General features: G+C 72.6%; 10 protein-coding genes. 4 read left to right on the top strand and 6 right to left on the bottom strand.

Annotated features, from left to right (window positions below):
- The first annotated feature begins 49 nt into the window (after positions 1-49).
- The gene (locus tag ACN268_RS08555; protein WP_421482597.1) at positions 50-2,863 is read left to right on the top strand and encodes a condensation domain-containing protein; all 2,814 of its coding nucleotides are present in this window, start codon (positions 50-52) and stop codon (positions 2,861-2,863) included.
- Between the two features lie 70 nt (positions 2,864-2,933).
- On the opposite strand, the gene ACN268_RS08550 is transcribed toward ACN268_RS08555, so the two are convergent.
- The gene (locus ACN268_RS08550) at positions 2,934-5,039 is read right to left on the bottom strand and encodes a cellulase family glycosylhydrolase (RefSeq protein WP_421482596.1); all 2,106 of its coding nucleotides are present in this window, start codon (positions 5,037-5,039) and stop codon (positions 2,934-2,936) included.
- A gap of 539 nt (positions 5,040-5,578) precedes the next feature.
- Between ACN268_RS08550 and ACN268_RS08545 the strand changes: the two genes are divergently transcribed.
- Complete coding sequence (locus ACN268_RS08545; protein WP_421482595.1) at positions 5,579-6,631, top strand: LacI family DNA-binding transcriptional regulator; 1,053 nt, start codon at positions 5,579-5,581, stop codon at positions 6,629-6,631.
- Between the two features lie 63 nt (positions 6,632-6,694).
- Here the strand turns inward: ACN268_RS08545 and ACN268_RS08540 are convergent, their stop codons facing one another.
- Positions 6,695-7,777: an SRPBCC domain-containing protein gene (locus tag ACN268_RS08540; protein WP_421482594.1), complete on the bottom strand. Its 1,083-nt coding sequence runs from the start codon at positions 7,775-7,777 to the stop codon at positions 6,695-6,697.
- Between the two features lie 586 nt (positions 7,778-8,363).
- Here ACN268_RS08540 and ACN268_RS08535 point away from each other — a divergent pair.
- Both ACN268_RS08535 and ACN268_RS08530 read left to right on the top strand, forming a co-directional pair.
- Positions 8,364-9,752 (top strand): endo-1,4-beta-xylanase, encoded by a 1,389-nt coding sequence (locus tag ACN268_RS08535; protein ID WP_421482593.1) that lies wholly within the window; start codon positions 8,364-8,366, stop codon positions 9,750-9,752.
- A 263-nt stretch (positions 9,753-10,015) separates the two neighbouring features.
- Positions 10,016-11,329, top strand: a complete 1,314-nt coding sequence (locus ACN268_RS08530; protein WP_421482592.1) for a PHB depolymerase family esterase — start codon at positions 10,016-10,018, stop codon at positions 11,327-11,329.
- Positions 11,330-11,491: 162 nt separating this feature from the next.
- Here ACN268_RS08530 and ACN268_RS08525 read toward each other — a convergent pair whose 3' ends face one another.
- The 4 genes from ACN268_RS08525 to ACN268_RS08510 form a co-directional block, all read right to left on the bottom strand.
- On the bottom strand, positions 11,492-13,321 hold the full coding sequence (locus tag ACN268_RS08525) for an RICIN domain-containing protein (protein ID WP_421482591.1): 1,830 nt from the start codon (positions 13,319-13,321) through the stop codon (positions 11,492-11,494).
- Between the two features lie 22 nt (positions 13,322-13,343).
- The gene (locus ACN268_RS08520) at positions 13,344-14,798 is read right to left on the bottom strand and encodes an arabinofuranosidase catalytic domain-containing protein (protein ID WP_421482590.1); all 1,455 of its coding nucleotides are present in this window, start codon (positions 14,796-14,798) and stop codon (positions 13,344-13,346) included.
- A 102-nt stretch (positions 14,799-14,900) separates the two neighbouring features.
- Positions 14,901-16,292, bottom strand: a complete 1,392-nt coding sequence (locus ACN268_RS08515) for a PHB depolymerase family esterase (protein ID WP_421482589.1) — start codon at positions 16,290-16,292, stop codon at positions 14,901-14,903.
- A 268-nt stretch (positions 16,293-16,560) separates the two neighbouring features.
- Positions 16,561-17,544, bottom strand: a complete 984-nt coding sequence (locus ACN268_RS08510; RefSeq protein WP_421482588.1) for a LacI family DNA-binding transcriptional regulator — start codon at positions 17,542-17,544, stop codon at positions 16,561-16,563.
- Between the last annotated feature and the right edge of the window lie 135 nt (positions 17,545-17,679).

Genomic DNA, 17,679 nt, shown 5'->3' with positions numbered 1-17,679 from the left:
AAGGACCTTCGAGCGATTCGGTGACGGTCGGCGCGTCGTACGGTCGGGAATGCGATTCGCTGACGTGGTGGTGCCCGCGCAATGGGCGTCGGAGACGCTGCTGTCCGCCGAGTTCTCCGGCGACGGGGCCGGCTCCGCGCCGTTGACCTGGGCCCAGCAGGTGATGTGGCGGTCCCTCGCCCGGTACGGTTCCCACCACGTCTTCCTCAACCTGCGCCGCACCGTGCCGGTGTCCGCGCGGGCCGGGGCGGACCCCGCCGCCGTGGTCCGGGCGGTCGGCGCGCTGGTCGGCCGGCACGGTGCCCTGCGGACCCGGGTACGGGTCGTCGACGACGTGCCCCGCCAGGAGACGGCGGCGGCCGGAGTGCTGCCGCTGCTGGTCAGCCCCGGGGTCGACGACGGTGCGCAGGCCGCCCGGGAGGTCGCCGGCCGGTTCGGTGACGTCGCGTTCGACCACGCCGCCGAGTGGCCGTTGCGGGTCGCGCTGGTGACCGTCGGCGACCGGGTACGGCAGATCGTGGTGGTGTTCAGCCACTCCACGGTGGACGCGCACGCCGCCGAGGTGGTGCTGCGGGACCTACGGCTGCTCGTGCTGCGCGGTGCCCTGTCCACCCCGGTCGGCCCGCAGTCGGTCGACGTGGCCCGCGGGCAGCACGGGATCGACCAGGGTCGTTCGGCGCGGGCGGTCGGGCACTGGCTGCGGGAGTTCGACAGGCTGCCGCCGTCGCCGCTGCCCACGCCGGGTCCGGGGCTGACGCCGCCGTGGCGACGGGGCGTGCTGGTCTCCGCGGCCGTCGACACGGCCATCCGGTTGATCGCCGCCCGGCACCGGGTCAGCGGTTCCGCGGTACTGCTGGCCGGGGTGACGGCGATGGCCGCCGGCCACGGTCACCGGGAGCGCACCGGCATTTTCCCGATGGCCCACAATCGGTTTCGGGCCGGGTACGCGAATGCCGTCGCCAATCTCGGCCAGATCGGTTTCGGCGTGTTGGATCTGTCCGGTCGCCCCCATTTCGGGGAGCTGTTGTCCCGGGTGTGGCGGGTGTCCCTGGACGCGCTGCGGCACGCGTATTACGACCCGGTCGCGTTGCGGCTCGGATTCGAGCAACGGGGGGTCGACCCGGCGTCGGCGTTCCAGCCGTACCACTACTTCAACGACGTCCGGTTGCCGGTCGGCGGCGTCGACCGGTTGCCGGCGGTGACCCGGGAGGCGTTGCGGGCGGCCACGGCGGACAGCACGTTCGCCTGGACGGCGGGGCTCGACCGGGCGGCCTGGCACCTGCTGACCCACGTGGTGGACGAGCCGGCCGGGGTGGGCGTCACGCTCACCGTCGATACCCGGCAGCTTCCGCTGGAGACCGTCGAGCCGTTCCTGCGCGGCCTGGAGGACCTGCTGGTGCGGGCCGCCTTCGACGACGTCCCCTGGCCCTGGTCACCCTCCACCGCGACAGCGGCCGCTGAGCCGGTCGCCGCCGACGGGTCGACGTACGCCGAGTTCGCCGGGGGCCGGGCCGCGACCGCGCCGCTGACCTGGGGACAGCGGGCGATGTGGCGGACGGTGGCGGAGTTTCAGGCCCCCGCCGCGTACCGGGTCCTCACCCTGCCCCGCACCCTGGCGGTCTCGGCGCGGGCCGGGGTGGACGTGCCCCGGGCGGTGCGGGCGGTGGGTGCGCTGCTCGCCCGGCACGAGTCGCTGCGTACCCGGGTCCGCCCCTACGACGGGCAGTTGTGCCAGGAGGCGTCGGCGGCGGGGCGGCTGCCGGTGGGCGTGCACGCCGTATCCCGGCCGGTCGACGACCCGGACGGCGCGCGGGTCGCGGCGGAGCTGGCCGCGCGACTGGCCGGGTCGCCGTTCGACCACGCCGTCGAGTATCCGCTGCGGGTCGCGCTGGTCACCGTGGCCGACACGGTACGACAGGTCGTGCTGGTGTTCAGCCACTGCGCCGTCGACCTCCACGCGGCGGCCACCGTGCTGCGGGACCTGCGTCTGCTGCTGCTGCGCGGGGCGGTCGACGACCCGCCCGGTCTCCAGTCGCTGGACGTCGCCGGGCAGGAGCGCACGGTGCAGCGGCGGCGGTCGCAGCGGGCGGTGGCGTACTGGCTGCGGCAGTTCCCCGGCCTGCCGATGACCCTGGCCGACCCGGTCGGGGCCGGTCCGGGGCCCCGCTACCGGCAGGGCTCGCTGGTCTCCCCGGCGGTGCTGCACGCGTCCCGGCTGGTCGCCGCCCGGTACGGCGTCAGCACCTCCACCGCCCTGCTCGCCGCGACCGCCGCCGTGCTCTGCGGCGACACCGGGCAGGACGCCTGCGGCATCGTGGTGATGGCCAACAACCGGTTCCCACCCGGGTACGACCGGGCGGTCGCCACCCTGAACCAGATCGGGCTGTGCCGGCTCGACCTGACCGGGCGGCCCGACTTCGGCACCCTGCTGTCCCGGGCCGGGCGGGCGGGCCTGGACGCCTACCGGCACGCCTACTACGACCCGGTGGAGTTCGAGCGGGCGTTCACCGGGCGGGGCGACGACCACCGCAGCGTGCTGGCCCCGCTGTGCTACCTCAACGACACCCGGCTCGCCCCCGAGGCGCACCCGGGGGTGGCCGGACCGGACGAGGCGGCTCTGCGGGCGATGGTGGCACCGGACGCGGTGCGCTGGGTGGGGGAGCTGGACCGGTTCGCGTGGCGCTGCAGGGTACAGGTGCGCGACGCCCCCGGCGCGGTGGAGCTGGCCGTGACCGCCGACACCCGCTACCTGCCGGTCGAGCGGGCCGCGCGGCTGCTGACCGGTGTGGAGGCGCTGCTGGTCGAGGCCGCCTTCCACGGGGTGCCCTGGCCGTGGTCCCCGGCGGGGTGGGGGTGTCCCTGAGGCCCGGCGGGACACCCCCACCCCTTCGACCGGGGCGTCGCGGTCCATCGTCCGCGACGCCCCGGCCGGCTCAGGCCGGGCTGCCGGTGACCGTGCTCCCGGACTTCGTGATCCGGTACGTCTTCTGCGTGCCGCTCCAGAAGTGGAAGGTCAGCGTGACCGGGCCGTCGTTGACCTCGGCGAAGAACTCCGGCTTGAGCAGGATGGTGTTGGCGGTGTAGTCGGGCTGGAAGTGCGTCCAGAACTCCTTGTAGGAGGTCCAGTTGGCCGGCCCGGCGCCGCTGCCGTCGGCGTACTTCGCCTCCATGGTGGCCAGCTGGTCACCCCGGAACTGGGTGGGGACGGCGAACGAGGCGGTCGTCCCGCTGGCCGCCGACTGGGTCGGCGGGTCGTAGGAGATGATGCTGATCTGCCACGGCACGCCCTGGGAGAAGCGGGCCTCGATGGTGGCGTTGACCCCGGCGGCCCGGTTGCCGGCGAGTCGGGTCAGCGCCGACGCGGTCAGCGTCAGGGTGCTGCCCGAGACGGTGTAGTCGGTGCCGGCGACCAGGTTGGTGCCGCCCTGCCGCAGGCCCTGCAACGACGTGCCGTTGAGGTTGAGGGTGAGCGACCTGGCGGTGATGGTGCCGCTGCGCGGCAGGTAGACCTGGTCGGAGGAGGCGGTGGCCGAGCGGGTGGTCAGGTTCGCCTTCATCAGGTCGTAGATGCCCTGGTCGCGCCATTGCAGGGTGGTGCGGTTGAGGAACGAGCCGGCGTCCCAGAGCATGGTGGTGAGGTTGCGGGTGCGGGCGTGGTAGCCGACGGCCTCGAAGAACTTCAGCAGTTCACCGCGTTCGATGATGCCGGGGCGGGTGTAGTCGTAGCTGAGCAGCGCCCACTCCCCGATGATCACCGGGATGCCCCGGGCGACGAACGACGTGCGGGCCCGCTCGAAGGTGCCGACCAGGTCCTGTTCGACGTTGCTGTCGTAGCGGGTGCCCCCGGCGATGTTCACGCTGAACGGCCAGTACCCGTAGAAGTGGATGGTCGCGGCGATGTTGGGGTCGCGCAGCTGGCTGATCGTGGTGTTCAGCGCGTCCATCCGGGCCTGCTCGCCGCTGGTGTGCAGGGTGGGCAGCACCAGCAGCCGGGTGGCGTTGCCGCCGCCGGACTGGCGGATCAGGCGGACGAACGCCAGGTGCAGCTCCCGCAGCACCTCGTCGCCCTGGGCGTCGTCGGCGGTCCCGGTGAACTGCGGCTCGTTGATGTTCTCGAACACCAGCTTGGCCGAGTGGTCGCGGAAGGTGGTGGCGATCTGGGTCCACAGCGCGGTGTACCGGTTCATCACGGTGGTGCGGTCGCCGGGGTAGCCGTTGAGCCACTGCCACGAGTCGTGGTGCAGGTTGATCATCACGTAGAAGCCCTCGGCGAGCGACCAGTCGACCACCTGGCGGACCCGGGCCAACCAGACCGGGTCGATGGTGTACGTCGGGGCCGGCCCGGTGTGGTCGGTCCAGGTCACCGGGAGGCGGATGCTGCGGTAGCCCTGCGAACGCACCTGCCGCAGCAGGGCCTGGGTGGTCAGCGGGTTGCCCCACGCGGTCTCGTCGGGGATCGCGTCGAGGGTGTTGCCCAGGTTCCAGCCGGGCTGCATCGCGGCCACCGTCGCCATCGGGTCGCCACCGGGTGACGGCGACGGCGAGACCGTCGGGGAGGGGGAGACCGTCGGGGACGGCGGCGCGGTGGTGCCGGTCGGCGTCGGCGTGCTCACGCCCCCGGTGCAGGCGACCCCGTTGAGGGTGAACGAGGTCGGTACCGGGTTGCTGCCCGTCCACGACCCGTTGAAGCCGAAGGAGACGGTGCCGTTGGTGGCGATCGCCGCGTTGTAGCTGAGGTTCTTCGCGGTGACCTGGTCGCCTGCGGCGGTGGTCGTCGCGTTCCACGCCTGGGTGACGCGCTGGCCGGCCGGGAAGGTCCAGGCCAGGCTCCAGCCGTTGACTGCCTCGCCGAGGTTGGTGACCTGGACGTCGGCGGTGAAACCGCCCTGCCACTGGGCCGGCACGGTGTACGCCACCCGGCAGCCGGCGGCGGCCTGGGCGTTGCCGGTGACCATCAGGCCCGCCAGGAGCAGGGCGGCGAGGGTGCCGGCGAGCAGGCCGGCCCGCTGTCGCATGCGTCGGAGGTGCTGGGTACTCATCAGGGAACTCCTCGCCGGATGACACCGGTGGGTGGGGGTTGGTGGGACGTCGCCCCGGCCGGGTGGCCCCGGCCGGTCCGACGTCGACCGGGTCGGGGGGGTGCCACGGCGCGTCGTGCCGGCGCGACCGGGGGTCGGATGGCCGTCCGGCGGCCCGGCCGCAACGGGGCGGGTGTGGACGCTGCCCGGGGCGTCCACGGTGAGTGGCGAGGCTCCCGCCTGGAAACGATCGGAGATAGATCCCGGAAAGTTTCCGTCGCAGACCTTACAAGTATCGGTCGACGTGCGTCAATGACCTGCTCCGTTCACACCCTGGGGTCCACCCCGCAGCGATGACCTGCCGCTCGACCTAGCGCGCTCCCGGAGTGCTTTCGGTTCGCGAGGGAAAGTTTCTGTCCCGGCCGCACCCCGCACCCGGAGGGCGGACATCGATGGTCGGTTATCGTGGGTCCCCCTGAACGATGCCGGTGGTTGCTGCGGCCCGGTCGCGTGCGCAGCCCTCGGCGTGACCGGCAGCCACCGCCGGGGAGGAGGCCGGGTTGAGCCACGTCGAGTCGGGCGGACCGGGCGGCGACCTGGCGTCGCTCGCCGATCCCGGCAGACCCGTGACGATCGCGGCGATCGCCGCGTCCGCCGGTGTGTCGGTGCCGACCGTGTCGAAAGTGATCAACGGCCGGGCCGGCGTCGCGGCGGACACCCGGGCCCGGGTCGAGGCGGCGATCAGCCGGCACGGCTACCGCCGGGCCGCCCCGGTCACCCGCAGCAACATGATGGAACTGGTCTTCGACGAGATCGAGGACATGTGGGGCCTGGAGATCATCCGGGGGGTCGAGCGGGTGGCCCGGCAGCACCGTGTCGGCGTCGTCCTCACCGAGTTCGGGCCGCAGCGCAACGCGATCCGGTACTGGATCGACGACACCCTCGCCCGGCGGCCGGACTGCCTGGTCATGGTGGCCCAGCTGGACGCGGAACAGCACCGGCTGCTGCGGGCCCGGGGCATTCCGTTCGTGGTCTTCGACCCCACCACCGAGCTGCCAGAGGACGTCCCGTTCGTCGGCGCGACGAACTGGTCCGGCGGCCGGTCGGCCACCCGCCACCTGATCGGGCTCGGCCACCGGCGGATCGCGATGGTCGCCGGCCCGGAGGACGTCCTGTGCTGCCGGGCCCGGCTGGACGGCTACCGCTCCGCCCTGGAGGCCGCCGGGTTGCCGGTGGCGTCCGACCTGGTCCGGCACGCCGGCCTGACCGACGCCGACGGCCGCACCGCCGCCCTCGACCTGCTGCGTCGCCCCGACCGGCCGACGGCGGTGTGCACCGGCAACGACCTGCAGGCCGTCGGGGTCTACCAGGCCGCCCGCGCGCTCGGGCTGCGGATTCCCGCCGATCTCAGCGTGGTCGGCTTCGACGACCTGCCGGTGGCCACCCTGGTCGACCCGGCACTGACCACCGTGCACCAACCGCTGCGCGAGATGGCGGTCACCGCCACCGAACTGGCCCTCGCGCTCGGGCGGGGGGAGCCGGCCGGCCAGGTCCGCCTGGAACTGGCGACCACCCTGACCGTGCGCCACAGCACCGCGCCACCGCCGGCCTGACCGGTGGGGCCGGGTCGCCGTCGCCCGGGTCCACGACGGGCCCCGGCCGGCGCGGGGCGTCGCTCACAGCCCGGCGCAGGGGCGCTCGTCGAGCGTGCAGCCCTGGGGCGCCTTGGTGACCGGGTCGGCGGTGCGGACGTCGAAGCGGATGGCCTGCGTCCCGCCCGCCGCGACGGCCGGGCCGGTGAAGGTGACCGACTGCCCGTCCTGTCGCCAGTCGGCGCCGGTCACCTCCGCCGCAGAACTGCCCCGGGGCAGCGTGACGACGACCGTCCAACCGGTGGCCGGCGTCCCGCCCGGGTTGTCGACCACCACCTCCCCGGTGTACCCGAAGACCCGGGTCGACACCGTCGCGTACCGGGCGTCCAGCGGCGCCGCGACCGCCGGGGTCGGGGTGGGGGTCCGCGACGGGGTCGCCGACGGTGACCGGCTCGGCGGGGTGCTGCGCGACGGCGGGGCCGACGTCGGGCGTGCCGACACGACGGACCGCGACGGGCTCGGCGTGGCGGTCGGGCGCACCGGCGGCGCCACCGGGGCCGCCCCGGTCGGTTCCTCCCGCTCCGGCGGCAGCAGGGCCCAGCCGGCCAGCCCGAGCGCCAGCGCCGCCGTGCCCGACCCGACCACCACCCAACCGGTGGTACGGCCCCGGGTCGACGGCCGGGCCACGTCGGCCATCAGCGCCACCGGCAGTACGGCGGTCGGCGCGGCGCTGTCCCGCCGCAGGTCGACCTCGCGGAAGGCCAACCAGTCGAGCAGCGCGGGCAGGCGTCCGGCCAACGACTGCCGGTAGCACTCCTCGCGCCGCGCGCCCTGCCCGGCGGACCAGTCGCCCTGCTGCACGGTCTCCCGGACGGTCACCCGGCAGCCCTCGGCGGTGGTGGTGAGGACGCAGGTCACCTCGGTGTGCCGCGCCCCCTCGACACACCGCACCACGAGCAGCTCCGGCGCCCGCTGGCGCACGGCCGCGATCTCGACGTCGCCGTCGAAGCCGGGCAGCCCGGCGGTGCCCACCCGCCACCGGCCCGGCCGGTCGGGCACCGCCTCGGCCCCGGCGAACCAGCGGACCAGCAACGCCGGATCGGTCACCGCGCGCCAGACCCGGTCGGCGGGGTGCAGCAGGTCGACCTGTGCGCCGATCTCGATCACGGCGAGAGACTCTACGGGCCGCACGTCCCGTGGGTGAACCTGGTCGCCGCGATCGCACCAGCACACCGCGGTACGACTTGACGAAACACATGTTATCGCTCACAGTCGATGTCGAGGACCACCGCACCTGATGGCTCACCGGGCGAGCCGTGCTGGTCGAGCCTCGGATCGTGGCGTCCCCCCAGGGCATGTGGGACGTCGGGTCAGGATTTCCCATCAGCAGCTGCCGGCGACGGCGCGACCGGCCCCGAGCAGGGGCGGGACGACTCCGTCGACGGCCGGCCCGGTCTCCTCGAAGGAGGATCATGGCGCCCTTTTCGGGAGGCGCTGCGCCGTTGCCCGCAGCGGGTGATCCTCTCGCCGATCCGGGCTGTGGCCCCGGCGTCGAGGTCACCGAGGTCGACGGCCGGCACGGACCGCGACCGGGACACCGCCGACAGTCCCTCGTCCGGGCCGGGTACGGCGGCCACGATGGCGCGTCCTGGCCGACCGGACGACGGACCCCGCCGGCCGGCACGACCCACCGCACCGGGAACCGGGCACCTCAGTACCACCACCGCTGCACCCACCTCGAAAAGGATGCGACATGAGACCCAAGAGAGCCCTACTGGCCACGGCGACCCTCGCCGTGGCCGGCGCACTCACCGTCGGGATGACGTTGGCGATGGCCCCCGCGGCCAGCGCCGGGACGACCCTGCGGGCCGCGGCGGCCGAGAAGGGCCGCTACTTCGGCGCGGCGGTTGCGACGGGCAAGCTGTCCACCAGCACCTACACCACCATTCTCAACCGCGAGTTCAACTCGATCGTGGCCGAGAACGAGATGAAGTGGGACGCCACCGAGCCGCAGCAGGGCCGGTTCAACTACACCGGCGGCGACCGGATCGTCAGCCACGCCCAGGCCAACGGGATGAGCGTGCGTGGCCACGCGCTGCTCTGGCACCAGCAGGAGCCGGGCTGGGCGCAGGGCATGTCGGGCAGCGCGCTGCGCAGCGCGATGATCAACCACGTCACCCAGGTCGCCACCCACTTCCGCGGCAAGATCTACGCGTGGGACGTGGTGAACGAGGCGTTCGCCGACGGTGGCAGCGGTGGGCGTCGCGACTCGAACCTGCAGCGCACCGGCAACGACTGGATCGAGGCGGCGTTCCGGGCCGCCCGGGCCGCCGACCCGGGCGCGAAGCTCTGCTACAACGACTACAACACCGACGGCGTCAACGCGAAGTCGACGGGTGTCTACAACATGGTGCGGGACTTCAAGTCCCGGGGTGTGCCGATCGACTGCGTCGGCTTCCAGTCCCACCTGGGCACCACGATCCCGGGTGACTACCAGGCCAACCTCCAGCGCTTCGCCGACCTCGGCGTGGAGGTGCAGATCACCGAGCTGGACGTGATGACCGGCGGCAACCAGGCCAACATCTTCGGCACGGTCACCCGGTCCTGCATGGCCATCTCCCGGTGTGCCGGCATCACCGTGTGGGGGGTGCGCGACTGTGACTCGTGGCGCGGCTCCGACAACGCCCTGCTGTTCGACTGCAACGGCAACAAGAAGCCGGCGTACGACTCGGTGCTGAACGCGCTCAACGCCGGTCCGGGCATCCCGAACCCGACGACCACTCCGCCGAACCCGACCACCACGCCGCCGAACCCGACGACGCCCCCGCCGACGACTCCGCCGCCGGGTGGGTCGGGCTGTTCGGCGTCGGTGTCGTTGAATTCGTGGACCGGTGGTTTCGTGGCGACGGTGAAGGTGACCGCGGGTTCGTCGGGTACGCGTGGTTGGACGGTGAGCATGACGTTGCCGGGTGGGTCGAGTGTGACCGGTACGTGGTCGGCGACGGCCAGTGGTAGTTCCGGGACGGTGCGGTTCACGAATGTGGACTACAACGGTGCGCTCGGTGCGGGTCAGTCGACCGAGTTCGGTTTCCAGGGCAACGGCAGCGGGGCGGGGATGACCCCCACCTGCACCGCCAGCTGAGTACCGCCCCGGTCGAGCACCACCGTCAGTCCAGCACCACCGTCAGTCGAGTACCACCGTGAGTTGAGTATCACCGCCGCCGGCCCGACCCGGGTGTACCGGGTCGGGCCGGCGGTGCCTCTCCCACCCGCCGGCCGGCGCGACGCGCCCCGGCCGGACCACCGTCGGCCAGCCCCGGACCGGGCCAGTCCGGACCGTCGTCCCGCACGCCGGGACGGCCCGTCGTCCGTCGCTGACCACCGACTCCGACAGAGGAACCGCCGATGAAACCCCGACTCGCACTGCTGGCCGCCGCCCTGGCGACCGCCCTGGCCACCGTCACCGCCGTGGTCACGGCCCCCAACCCGGCGTCGGCCGCGACGCTGACCCAGGTGACCAACTTCGGCACCAACCCGACCAACCTGCAGATGCACCTGTACGTGCCCGACCGGGTGGCCGCCCGGCCGGCGTTGCTGCTGGCGCTGCACTACTGCACCGGCAGCGGCCCGGCGCTGCACACCGGCTACGGGCTCAGCTCGCTGGCCGACCGCTACGGCTACATCGTGATCTACCCGTCGGTGACCCGCAGCAGCAAGTGCTGGGACGTCTCCTCCCCGCAGGCGCTGCGGCGCAACGGGGGCAGCGACCCCGTGGGCCTCAAGTCGATGATCGACTACGTGCGGAACCGCTACCCGGTCGACGAGAACCGGATCGGCGTCGCCGGGTTCTCCTCCGGCGCGATGATGACCAACGTGATGGCGGGGGTCTACCCGGACGTGTTCAACGCCGGCGTCAGCTCCTCCGGCGTGCCGTTCGGCTGCTTCGCCACCACCAACGGCTCGGAGTGGAACAGCGACTGCTCCGGCGGGCGGATCGTGAAGACCCCGCAGCAGTGGGGTGACCTGGTCCGCAACGCCTACCCCGGCTACACCGGCAAGCGGCCCCGGATGCAGATCTGGCACGGCACCACCGACACCACGCTGAGCTACGTCAACTTCGGCGAGCAGGTCAAGCAGTGGACCAACGTGCTCGGTGTCTCGCAGACCCCCAGCTCCACCGACTACCCGCAGACCAGCGCCACCCGCACCCGCTACGGCGGCACCGGTGGCACGCCGCCGGTGGAGGCGATCAGCTTCCAGGGCTACGGGCACTCCATCCCGTTCGACGCCGCCCAGGCGGTCCGCTTCCTCGGCTTCGACAGCGCCAGCCCCACCACCCCGCCGCCGACCACCCCGCCGCCGACGACCCCGCCGCCGACCACTCCGCCGCCCACCACTCCGCCGCCGACGACTCCGCCGCCGGGTGGGTCGGGCTGTTCGGCGTCGGTGTCGTTGAATTCGTGGACCGGTGGTTTCGTGGCGACGGTGAAGGTGACCGCGGGTTCGTCGGGTACGCGTGGTTGGACGGTGAGCATGACGTTGCCGGGTGGGTCGAGTGTGACCGGTACGTGGTCGGCGACGGCCAGTGGTAGTTCCGGGACGGTGCGGTTCACGAATGTGGACTACAACGGTGCGCTCGGTGCGGGTCAGTCGACCGAGTTCGGTTTCCAGGGCAACGGCAGCGGGGCGGGGATGACCCCCACCTGCACCGCCAGCTGACCGACGCGACCGACGGCTCCGGGCGGCGCACCCCCCGCAGAGGTGCTCCGCCCGGAGCCCCGTCGCGCCCGGAACACTCCGGGCGACCACTGACGAGGCGCAGGGCCGGGGAGCGAACCCGGCCCTGCGCCTCTCCTCACCGGCGCAGGCGTCCCTGCCGCGTCACACCGGCGTCCGTCGCCACTGCTGGTTGCTGCCGGTGCCGCAGGTCCACTGCACGACCTGCACCCCGTCGGCCAGCCCGGCGTTGAGCACGGCGAGACACTTGTTGCTGTGCCGGGCCACCAGCTGCACCCAGCCGTCACCGACGTCCTGGAGCCGCCACTGCTGGTTGGTGCCCCCGTTGCAGGTCCACTGCACCACCCGGGCGCCGTCGGCGGTCGTGCCGGCGCCGCCGTAGACGTCCAGGCACTTGCCGCTGTTGACGCTCACCACCGTGGACCAGCCGCCGCCGGCCTCGGCGAACCGCCACCGCTGGTTGGCCTGACCGTTCGCGGCCCACTGCACGACGTTCGCGCCGTCGGTCGTGGCGGCGTTGCTGACGTCCAGCAGCTTCGCGCTGTGCCGGGCGGTCAGCGTCGCGGTCGTCGGGGTCGGGGTGTTGGTCTGCGGCGTCAGCCGGTAGAGCCCGGCACCGTGGGCGGGCAGCGACCGGCTGAACGTCCCCGTCGAGCTGCCCAGGGCCGCGCCGGACCACAGGTCGGTCGCGGTGGCCGAGCCGATGCCCAGCTCGGCGAGGTTCAGCGACACCGTGGCCGCAGCGCCCTCCCGGTTGAACAGCGCGACGTACCGGTCGGTGCTGTCCGGCACGTCGGCCACCCACACCTGCCGGGTGCCGCCGGTGAGCTGCCGGTTGTTGGCGCTGCGCTGGTCGACCGCGAGCACCGCGCTGTTGGTCATCAACGCCAGCTCCGCCGCCCGGTTCTCCACCAGGTTGCCGCCCCACATCAGCGGCGCCCGGTTGATCACCCAGAGCGACATGAGGGTGCGCTGCTCGTCCGCGCTGAGGTTCGAGTAGCGCGGCGAGCCGACCGGGCCGTACTTCGACAGCCGGCCGATCGGGATCATGTCCGGATCGGGCCAGGCCCCCGGCTTGCGGTACGGCGTCCAGTTGCGCAACTGGTCGAACAGCGCGTCCACCGACGACCAGTTGTCCCACAGGTCGTTGACGATCCGCCACATGTGCGCGTTGTTCTGCACGTGCGGGCCGGCGGACAGCGGTGTCGCCCCCGGCGACAGGCTCAGCACCATCGGCCGGCCGCTGCGCCCGATCGCCGTCCGGTAGCCCTCGACCTCCGCCTGCCGGTACGTCGGCGCGGCGATGTCGTCGATCTTCACGAAGTCGACGCCCCACGCGGCCAGCAACTGGAACACCGAGTCGAGGTACGCCTGCGCGCAGGGGTTGGACATGTCCAGCCCCCACATCAGGTTGAGCCAGGCCGCGCTGTTGCCCGCGTCGATCTGGTTGGCCCGGCACGAGGTGCCGAGGATCGGCACGTTGTCCGCGACCGCCTGCCGGGGGATGCCCCGCATCAGGTGTACGCCGAACTTCAGCCCCTGGGCGTGCACGTGGTCGGCCAGCGGCTTGAACCCGTTGTCGCCGGCCGCCGACGGGAACCGGGTGGTGTCGGGCAGCAGCCGCCCGTTGGCGTCCATCCGGAGCCGGGGTTGCAGGTTGGCGTCCTGGTTGGGGCTGCCGTTGTGCTGTCCGGGGAAGTACCAGGCCCAGTCGACGACGATGTACTGCCAGCCGTATTGGCGCAGGTTCGCGCCCATGTAGTCGGCGTTGGCCCGCACGTCGGCCTCGGTGACGCTCCAGTTGAACGAGTCGTAGCTGTTCCACCCCATCGGCGGGGTGTCGGCGACGCCGTTGTCCCACGCCTGCGCCGGTTGGGGCCCGGTGGCGCCGACCAGGCCCGTCACGAGCAGGAGGGCGGTGGCGAGCAGGACGGCCACCCGTCGGGTCGCCGCAGAAGTGACACGGTGCTGCATCGGACCTCCTCGGCCATCGGGGTCAGCGGTATCCGGCGGCGGTGATGTTGGCCTGCACCGCGTTCTCGGTGGCGTCCGACGGGTAGCCGGCGACCATCGCGCCCTCGTAGAACGTGCCGACGCTCTGGTTGGTGTTGTCGATGCAGCAGTCCCCGCCGCTGCCCAGGATGATCGCGCCCTGCTTGCGCATCGGGCTGTACCCGCGCGGCAGCGACCCGTCGTAGAGGGTGTAGAGGCTGCCGGACTGGGCGTTGCTGCCCTTGATGGCGAAGCGCGAGGTGCCGTTGTTCTTCAGGGTGGCGGTGACGAACTTGCTGGTGAACGCCCGCTGGTTGGAGTTCCACGAGCTGCTGCCGCCGGGGTAGAGGCCGTACTCCAGGTCGGCCTGCACCCACGGGCCGGAGCCGGAGCAGCCGCCGAACCAGCAACTGGTGCCGAAGTAGATCGCGTCCATCGCGCCCGCGCCGTCGGCCCGCCTGGTGGTCTCGCTGTTGCCGTAGTCGAAGCAGCAGCCGCTGTTGACGTGGGTGCCGCTGGTGACCATGTACATGCCCTCCGGCGCGGCACCGGTCGGCACCCCGGTCAGGTGACCGTCGCGCCAGTAGCTGCTCCTGCCGGGGATGAAGAGGGAGTAGACCTTGTCCCCGCCGACCGTCACCGACTCTCTGTTCGCGACCGCCGGTTGGACGGCGCCACCGACCCCGCCGGGGCCCTGGTAGCCGAGGTTGTTGCCGCGCCCGGACTGGTCGAAGATGATCGTGATGACGCAGGTGGTGTTCGCGCAGAAGCTGTCCTGGCTGGCGGCGTTGGCCCGCCCGCCCGGCGACAGCACCCCGATGTTGCGGGTGGTGTTGTCCGAGGACCTGCGCACCTGGTAGAGCGAGCCGTTGTAGGCCGCGTAGAGCGCCCGGGTGGTGCTGTGCGCCGCGATGCAGGCGGTGCCTCCGGCGGCGTAGATGTCACACGGTTGGCTGGTGGCGGGTGGCGGTGTGGTCGGCGGCGGTGTGGTGGGTGGCGGTGTGGTCGGCGGGGGTCCGGTGGTCGGGTTCACCCCGCCGGTGCAGGCGGTGCCGTTGAGGCTGAACGCGGTGGGCGCGGGGTTGCTGCCGGTCCACGCGCCGTTGAAGCCGAAGCTCGCGGTGCCGTTGGTGGGGATCGCGCCGTTGTAGCTGGCGTTGGTGACGGTGACCTGGGCACCGGCCTGGGTGTAGCTGCCGTTCCAGAGCTGGGTGATGGTCTGCCCGGCCGAGTAGCTCCAGGTCAGCCGCCACCCGTCCACCGCGTCGCCGAGGTTGGTGATGGTGACGTTGGCGCCGAAGCCGCCCTGCCAGGACGAGCTGACGGTGTAGGTCACCTGGCAGCCGCCGGCGGCGGCCGAGGCCGAGGTCTGGGTGGCGGCGGCGGTGACGAGCAGCAGGGCGGTGGCGGTGGCGGCGACCAGCGCCGGCCGCCGACGGAGGAGTCGGTTCTCTCGCACGGGATCTCCTGGTGGTGGAAGGACGGTGCGGTACGCCCCGGCGGGGTGGTGGACGGGTCACCCCCCGCCGCCGGGCGGGGCGACGGGGGGTGACCCGGCGGGTCAGGCGGTCACGCAGGTCGCGCCGTTGAGGGTGAACGTCGCGGGGGCGGCGGCGTTACCGGTGTGGGTGGCCTGGAAGCCGATCGTCGTCGACGCTCCCGGGGCCAGCGTGCCGTTGTAGCTGACGTTCGTGGCGGTGACCTGGCCGCTGCTCGGTGCGTAGCTGGCGTTCCAGCCACCGGTTATCACCTGCCCGGCGGGCAGGGTGAACCCCAGGGACCAGCCGGTGAGCGTCGTGCTCCCGGTGTTGACGATGGTGATGCTCGCGGTCAGCCCGTTGTTCCACGCGCTGATCGTGTCGGTGACCCGGCAGGGGCCCGACTGCGGCGACGACGTCGGTGTGGGCGTCGGGGTCGAGGTGGGGGTGACCGTCGGGGTCGGCGTCGGCGTGACCGTCGGGGTAGGGGTGGGGGTGACCGTGGGCGTGGGCGTGGGGGTCAGGGTGGGGGAGGGCGTCGGGGCGCTGCCGTCCAGGCCGAGGAAGGTGATGGCGTACGCGAGCTGGCCGGCCATCGGCAGTTGGTGCCCCACCCCGGCGATGCTGATCCCCTCGACCGGGGACTGCGGCCCCGTCCCGCCGTACCGGGTGCGGGTCCAGGACGACTGCGGGCGGTCGGTGACGGTGGGCGTGGTGCTCAACCCGTGCAGGTTGGTCCACTGCTTGATCTCTTCACCGAAGTTGGGGTAAGCCAGGGTGGTGTCCGTCGCGCCGTGCCACAGCTGCATCCGGGGATAGCGGCCGGTGTACCCGGGGAACATGGCGCGGGCCTGGTCGCCCCACTGCTGCGCCGTCTTGATCACGTTGCCGCCGGAGCACCTGCTGTTCCACAGTGAGCCGTCGGTGGTGGCGAAGCAGCCGGCCGGCACTCCGGAGAACGCCGACGCGGCGGAGAAGACGTCGGGGTACTGCGCCGCGAGCACGTTGGTCATCATCGCGCCGGAGGAGAAGCCGGAGACCACGATCCGCGCCGGGTCGACCGGGTAGCGCTGCCGGGCGTACGCGACCATGGACATGATCCCGGTCGAGTCGCCGCCACCGTTGCGGGTGAGCGCGGCGGGGGTGGAGACGTCGAAGCAGCTCCCGCTGCGGGTCGCCTCGGGCACCACGATCAGGTAGCCGTAACGGTCGGCGGCGGTCACGTAGTCGCGCCCGTTGCCGTTGAAGATGCCGCTGGCCGAGCCGCTGCAGTAGTGCACCAGCACCAGCAGCGCCGGGCGGGGCGCCAGGTTGTTCGGGGCGTACAGGTACATGTTGAGGTTGGTGGGATTGTTGCCGAATCCCGTCACTCTGGTCAGGGTCGCCGCGGTCGCGGGCTGTGCCGTCACCAGGACGGTGGCTGCCGCGACACCGAGGACGACGGCTGCCAGCGCGGCGCGCAGACTGCCCTTCATCGGTGGCCTTTCTTCCAGGGTGGGAGCGCCGCGCCGGGGGTTGGTGCGGGCGTCACGCCGGCGTCGGCCGGACCCGGGATCGAAGAAGGGTCGCCGGGTGGTCCGAGGTCGGTCCCGAGAATTGACGATTGTCGTTACGTTAACGTTAACAGTGACCGCTGTCCATAGCTGGGGGTCGCGACGCGGAACGGGCCCGGCCCGGTCGGCGCGGCCGGCGACCGCTGGTGGCGGAAGCCCCGTGGTGGTGACGACGGCGTGACCGGGCCGGTCACCGGGGTGCGGCGACGCTGTCCCGGGTGACCAGGGTGGGGGAGACGGTCCGCCGCAGGGTGTGGTCGACCCCCGCGTCGATCTGCGCGAGCAGCAGGTCGAGGCTGGCCTCCGCCACGGTGTCGAAGTCCGGCCGGACGGTGGTCAACGGCGGGATGAAGTACGCGGCGTCCGGCACGTCGTCGAAGCCGACCACGCTGACCTCCTCCGGCACCCGCCGACCGTGCTCGTGCAGCGCGTGCAGCACGCCCAGCGCGAGGTCGTCGTTGGCCGTGAAGATCGCGGTCACCTCCGGGCTGCGGGCCAGCATCTGCCCGCACCGGTACCCCGAGGCGGCGGACCAGTCGGCCTGCAGCACCGGCGGGATCTCCGCCCCCGCCGCCTGCAACGTCTCCCGCCACCCGGCGATCCGTCCGGCGCTGTCGAACCAGTCCGCCGGGCCCGAGACGTGCCAGACCGTACGGTGGCCGGCGTCGAGCAGGTGCCGGGTGGCCAGACGACCCCCCTCCACCTGGTCGATGGTGACCAGCGGCACCGGTCGCCGGGGATCGCCGTCCACGGTGACCAGCGGAATGTCGGTGGGCAGGCACTCCAGCGCCTCACCTGCCGATTCCACCGGCGCGATCACCACGATCCCGGCGACCCGGTGGGCGAGGTGCCGCTCGACCACGGCGGTGATGGAGGTGCGGTCCAGGTTGCGCACGCTGCCCACGCTGACCGCGAAACCCGCCTCGGCCGCGGCGAGTTCGAACGCGGACAGCAGGGAGGCCGGGCCGTAGAGGGTGGTGTTGAGCGCCACCACACCGAGCACCTGGGACCGCCCGGTGACCAGGGTGCGGGCCGCCCGGTTGGGCCGGTAGCCGAGTTCGGTGATCGCGGCCTGGACCCGTAGGCGGGTTTGTTCCCGCACGTGCGGATGACCATTGAGGACCCGCGACACGGTCTGGTGGGACACTCCGGCGAGGCGGGCCACGTCTCTCATCGCTGGAGCGCGCACAGTCATCCCACACCTCTCGGTCCGCCCCGCAGCCCGTTACCGGCGAAGCGGCCCAGCCCGGCGTCCGGGCAGGGACGACGGACACGAGGCATGGGCGCACACGCCGTGGACAACGCTGGA

Origin of the sequence: Micromonospora sp. WMMD735 (assembly GCF_049178995.1) — a bacterium.
Taxonomy (GTDB): Bacteria; Actinomycetota; Actinomycetes; order Mycobacteriales; family Micromonosporaceae; genus Micromonospora; species Micromonospora wenchangensis.
This window is presented reverse-complemented; position numbering and strand designations above follow the sequence as displayed.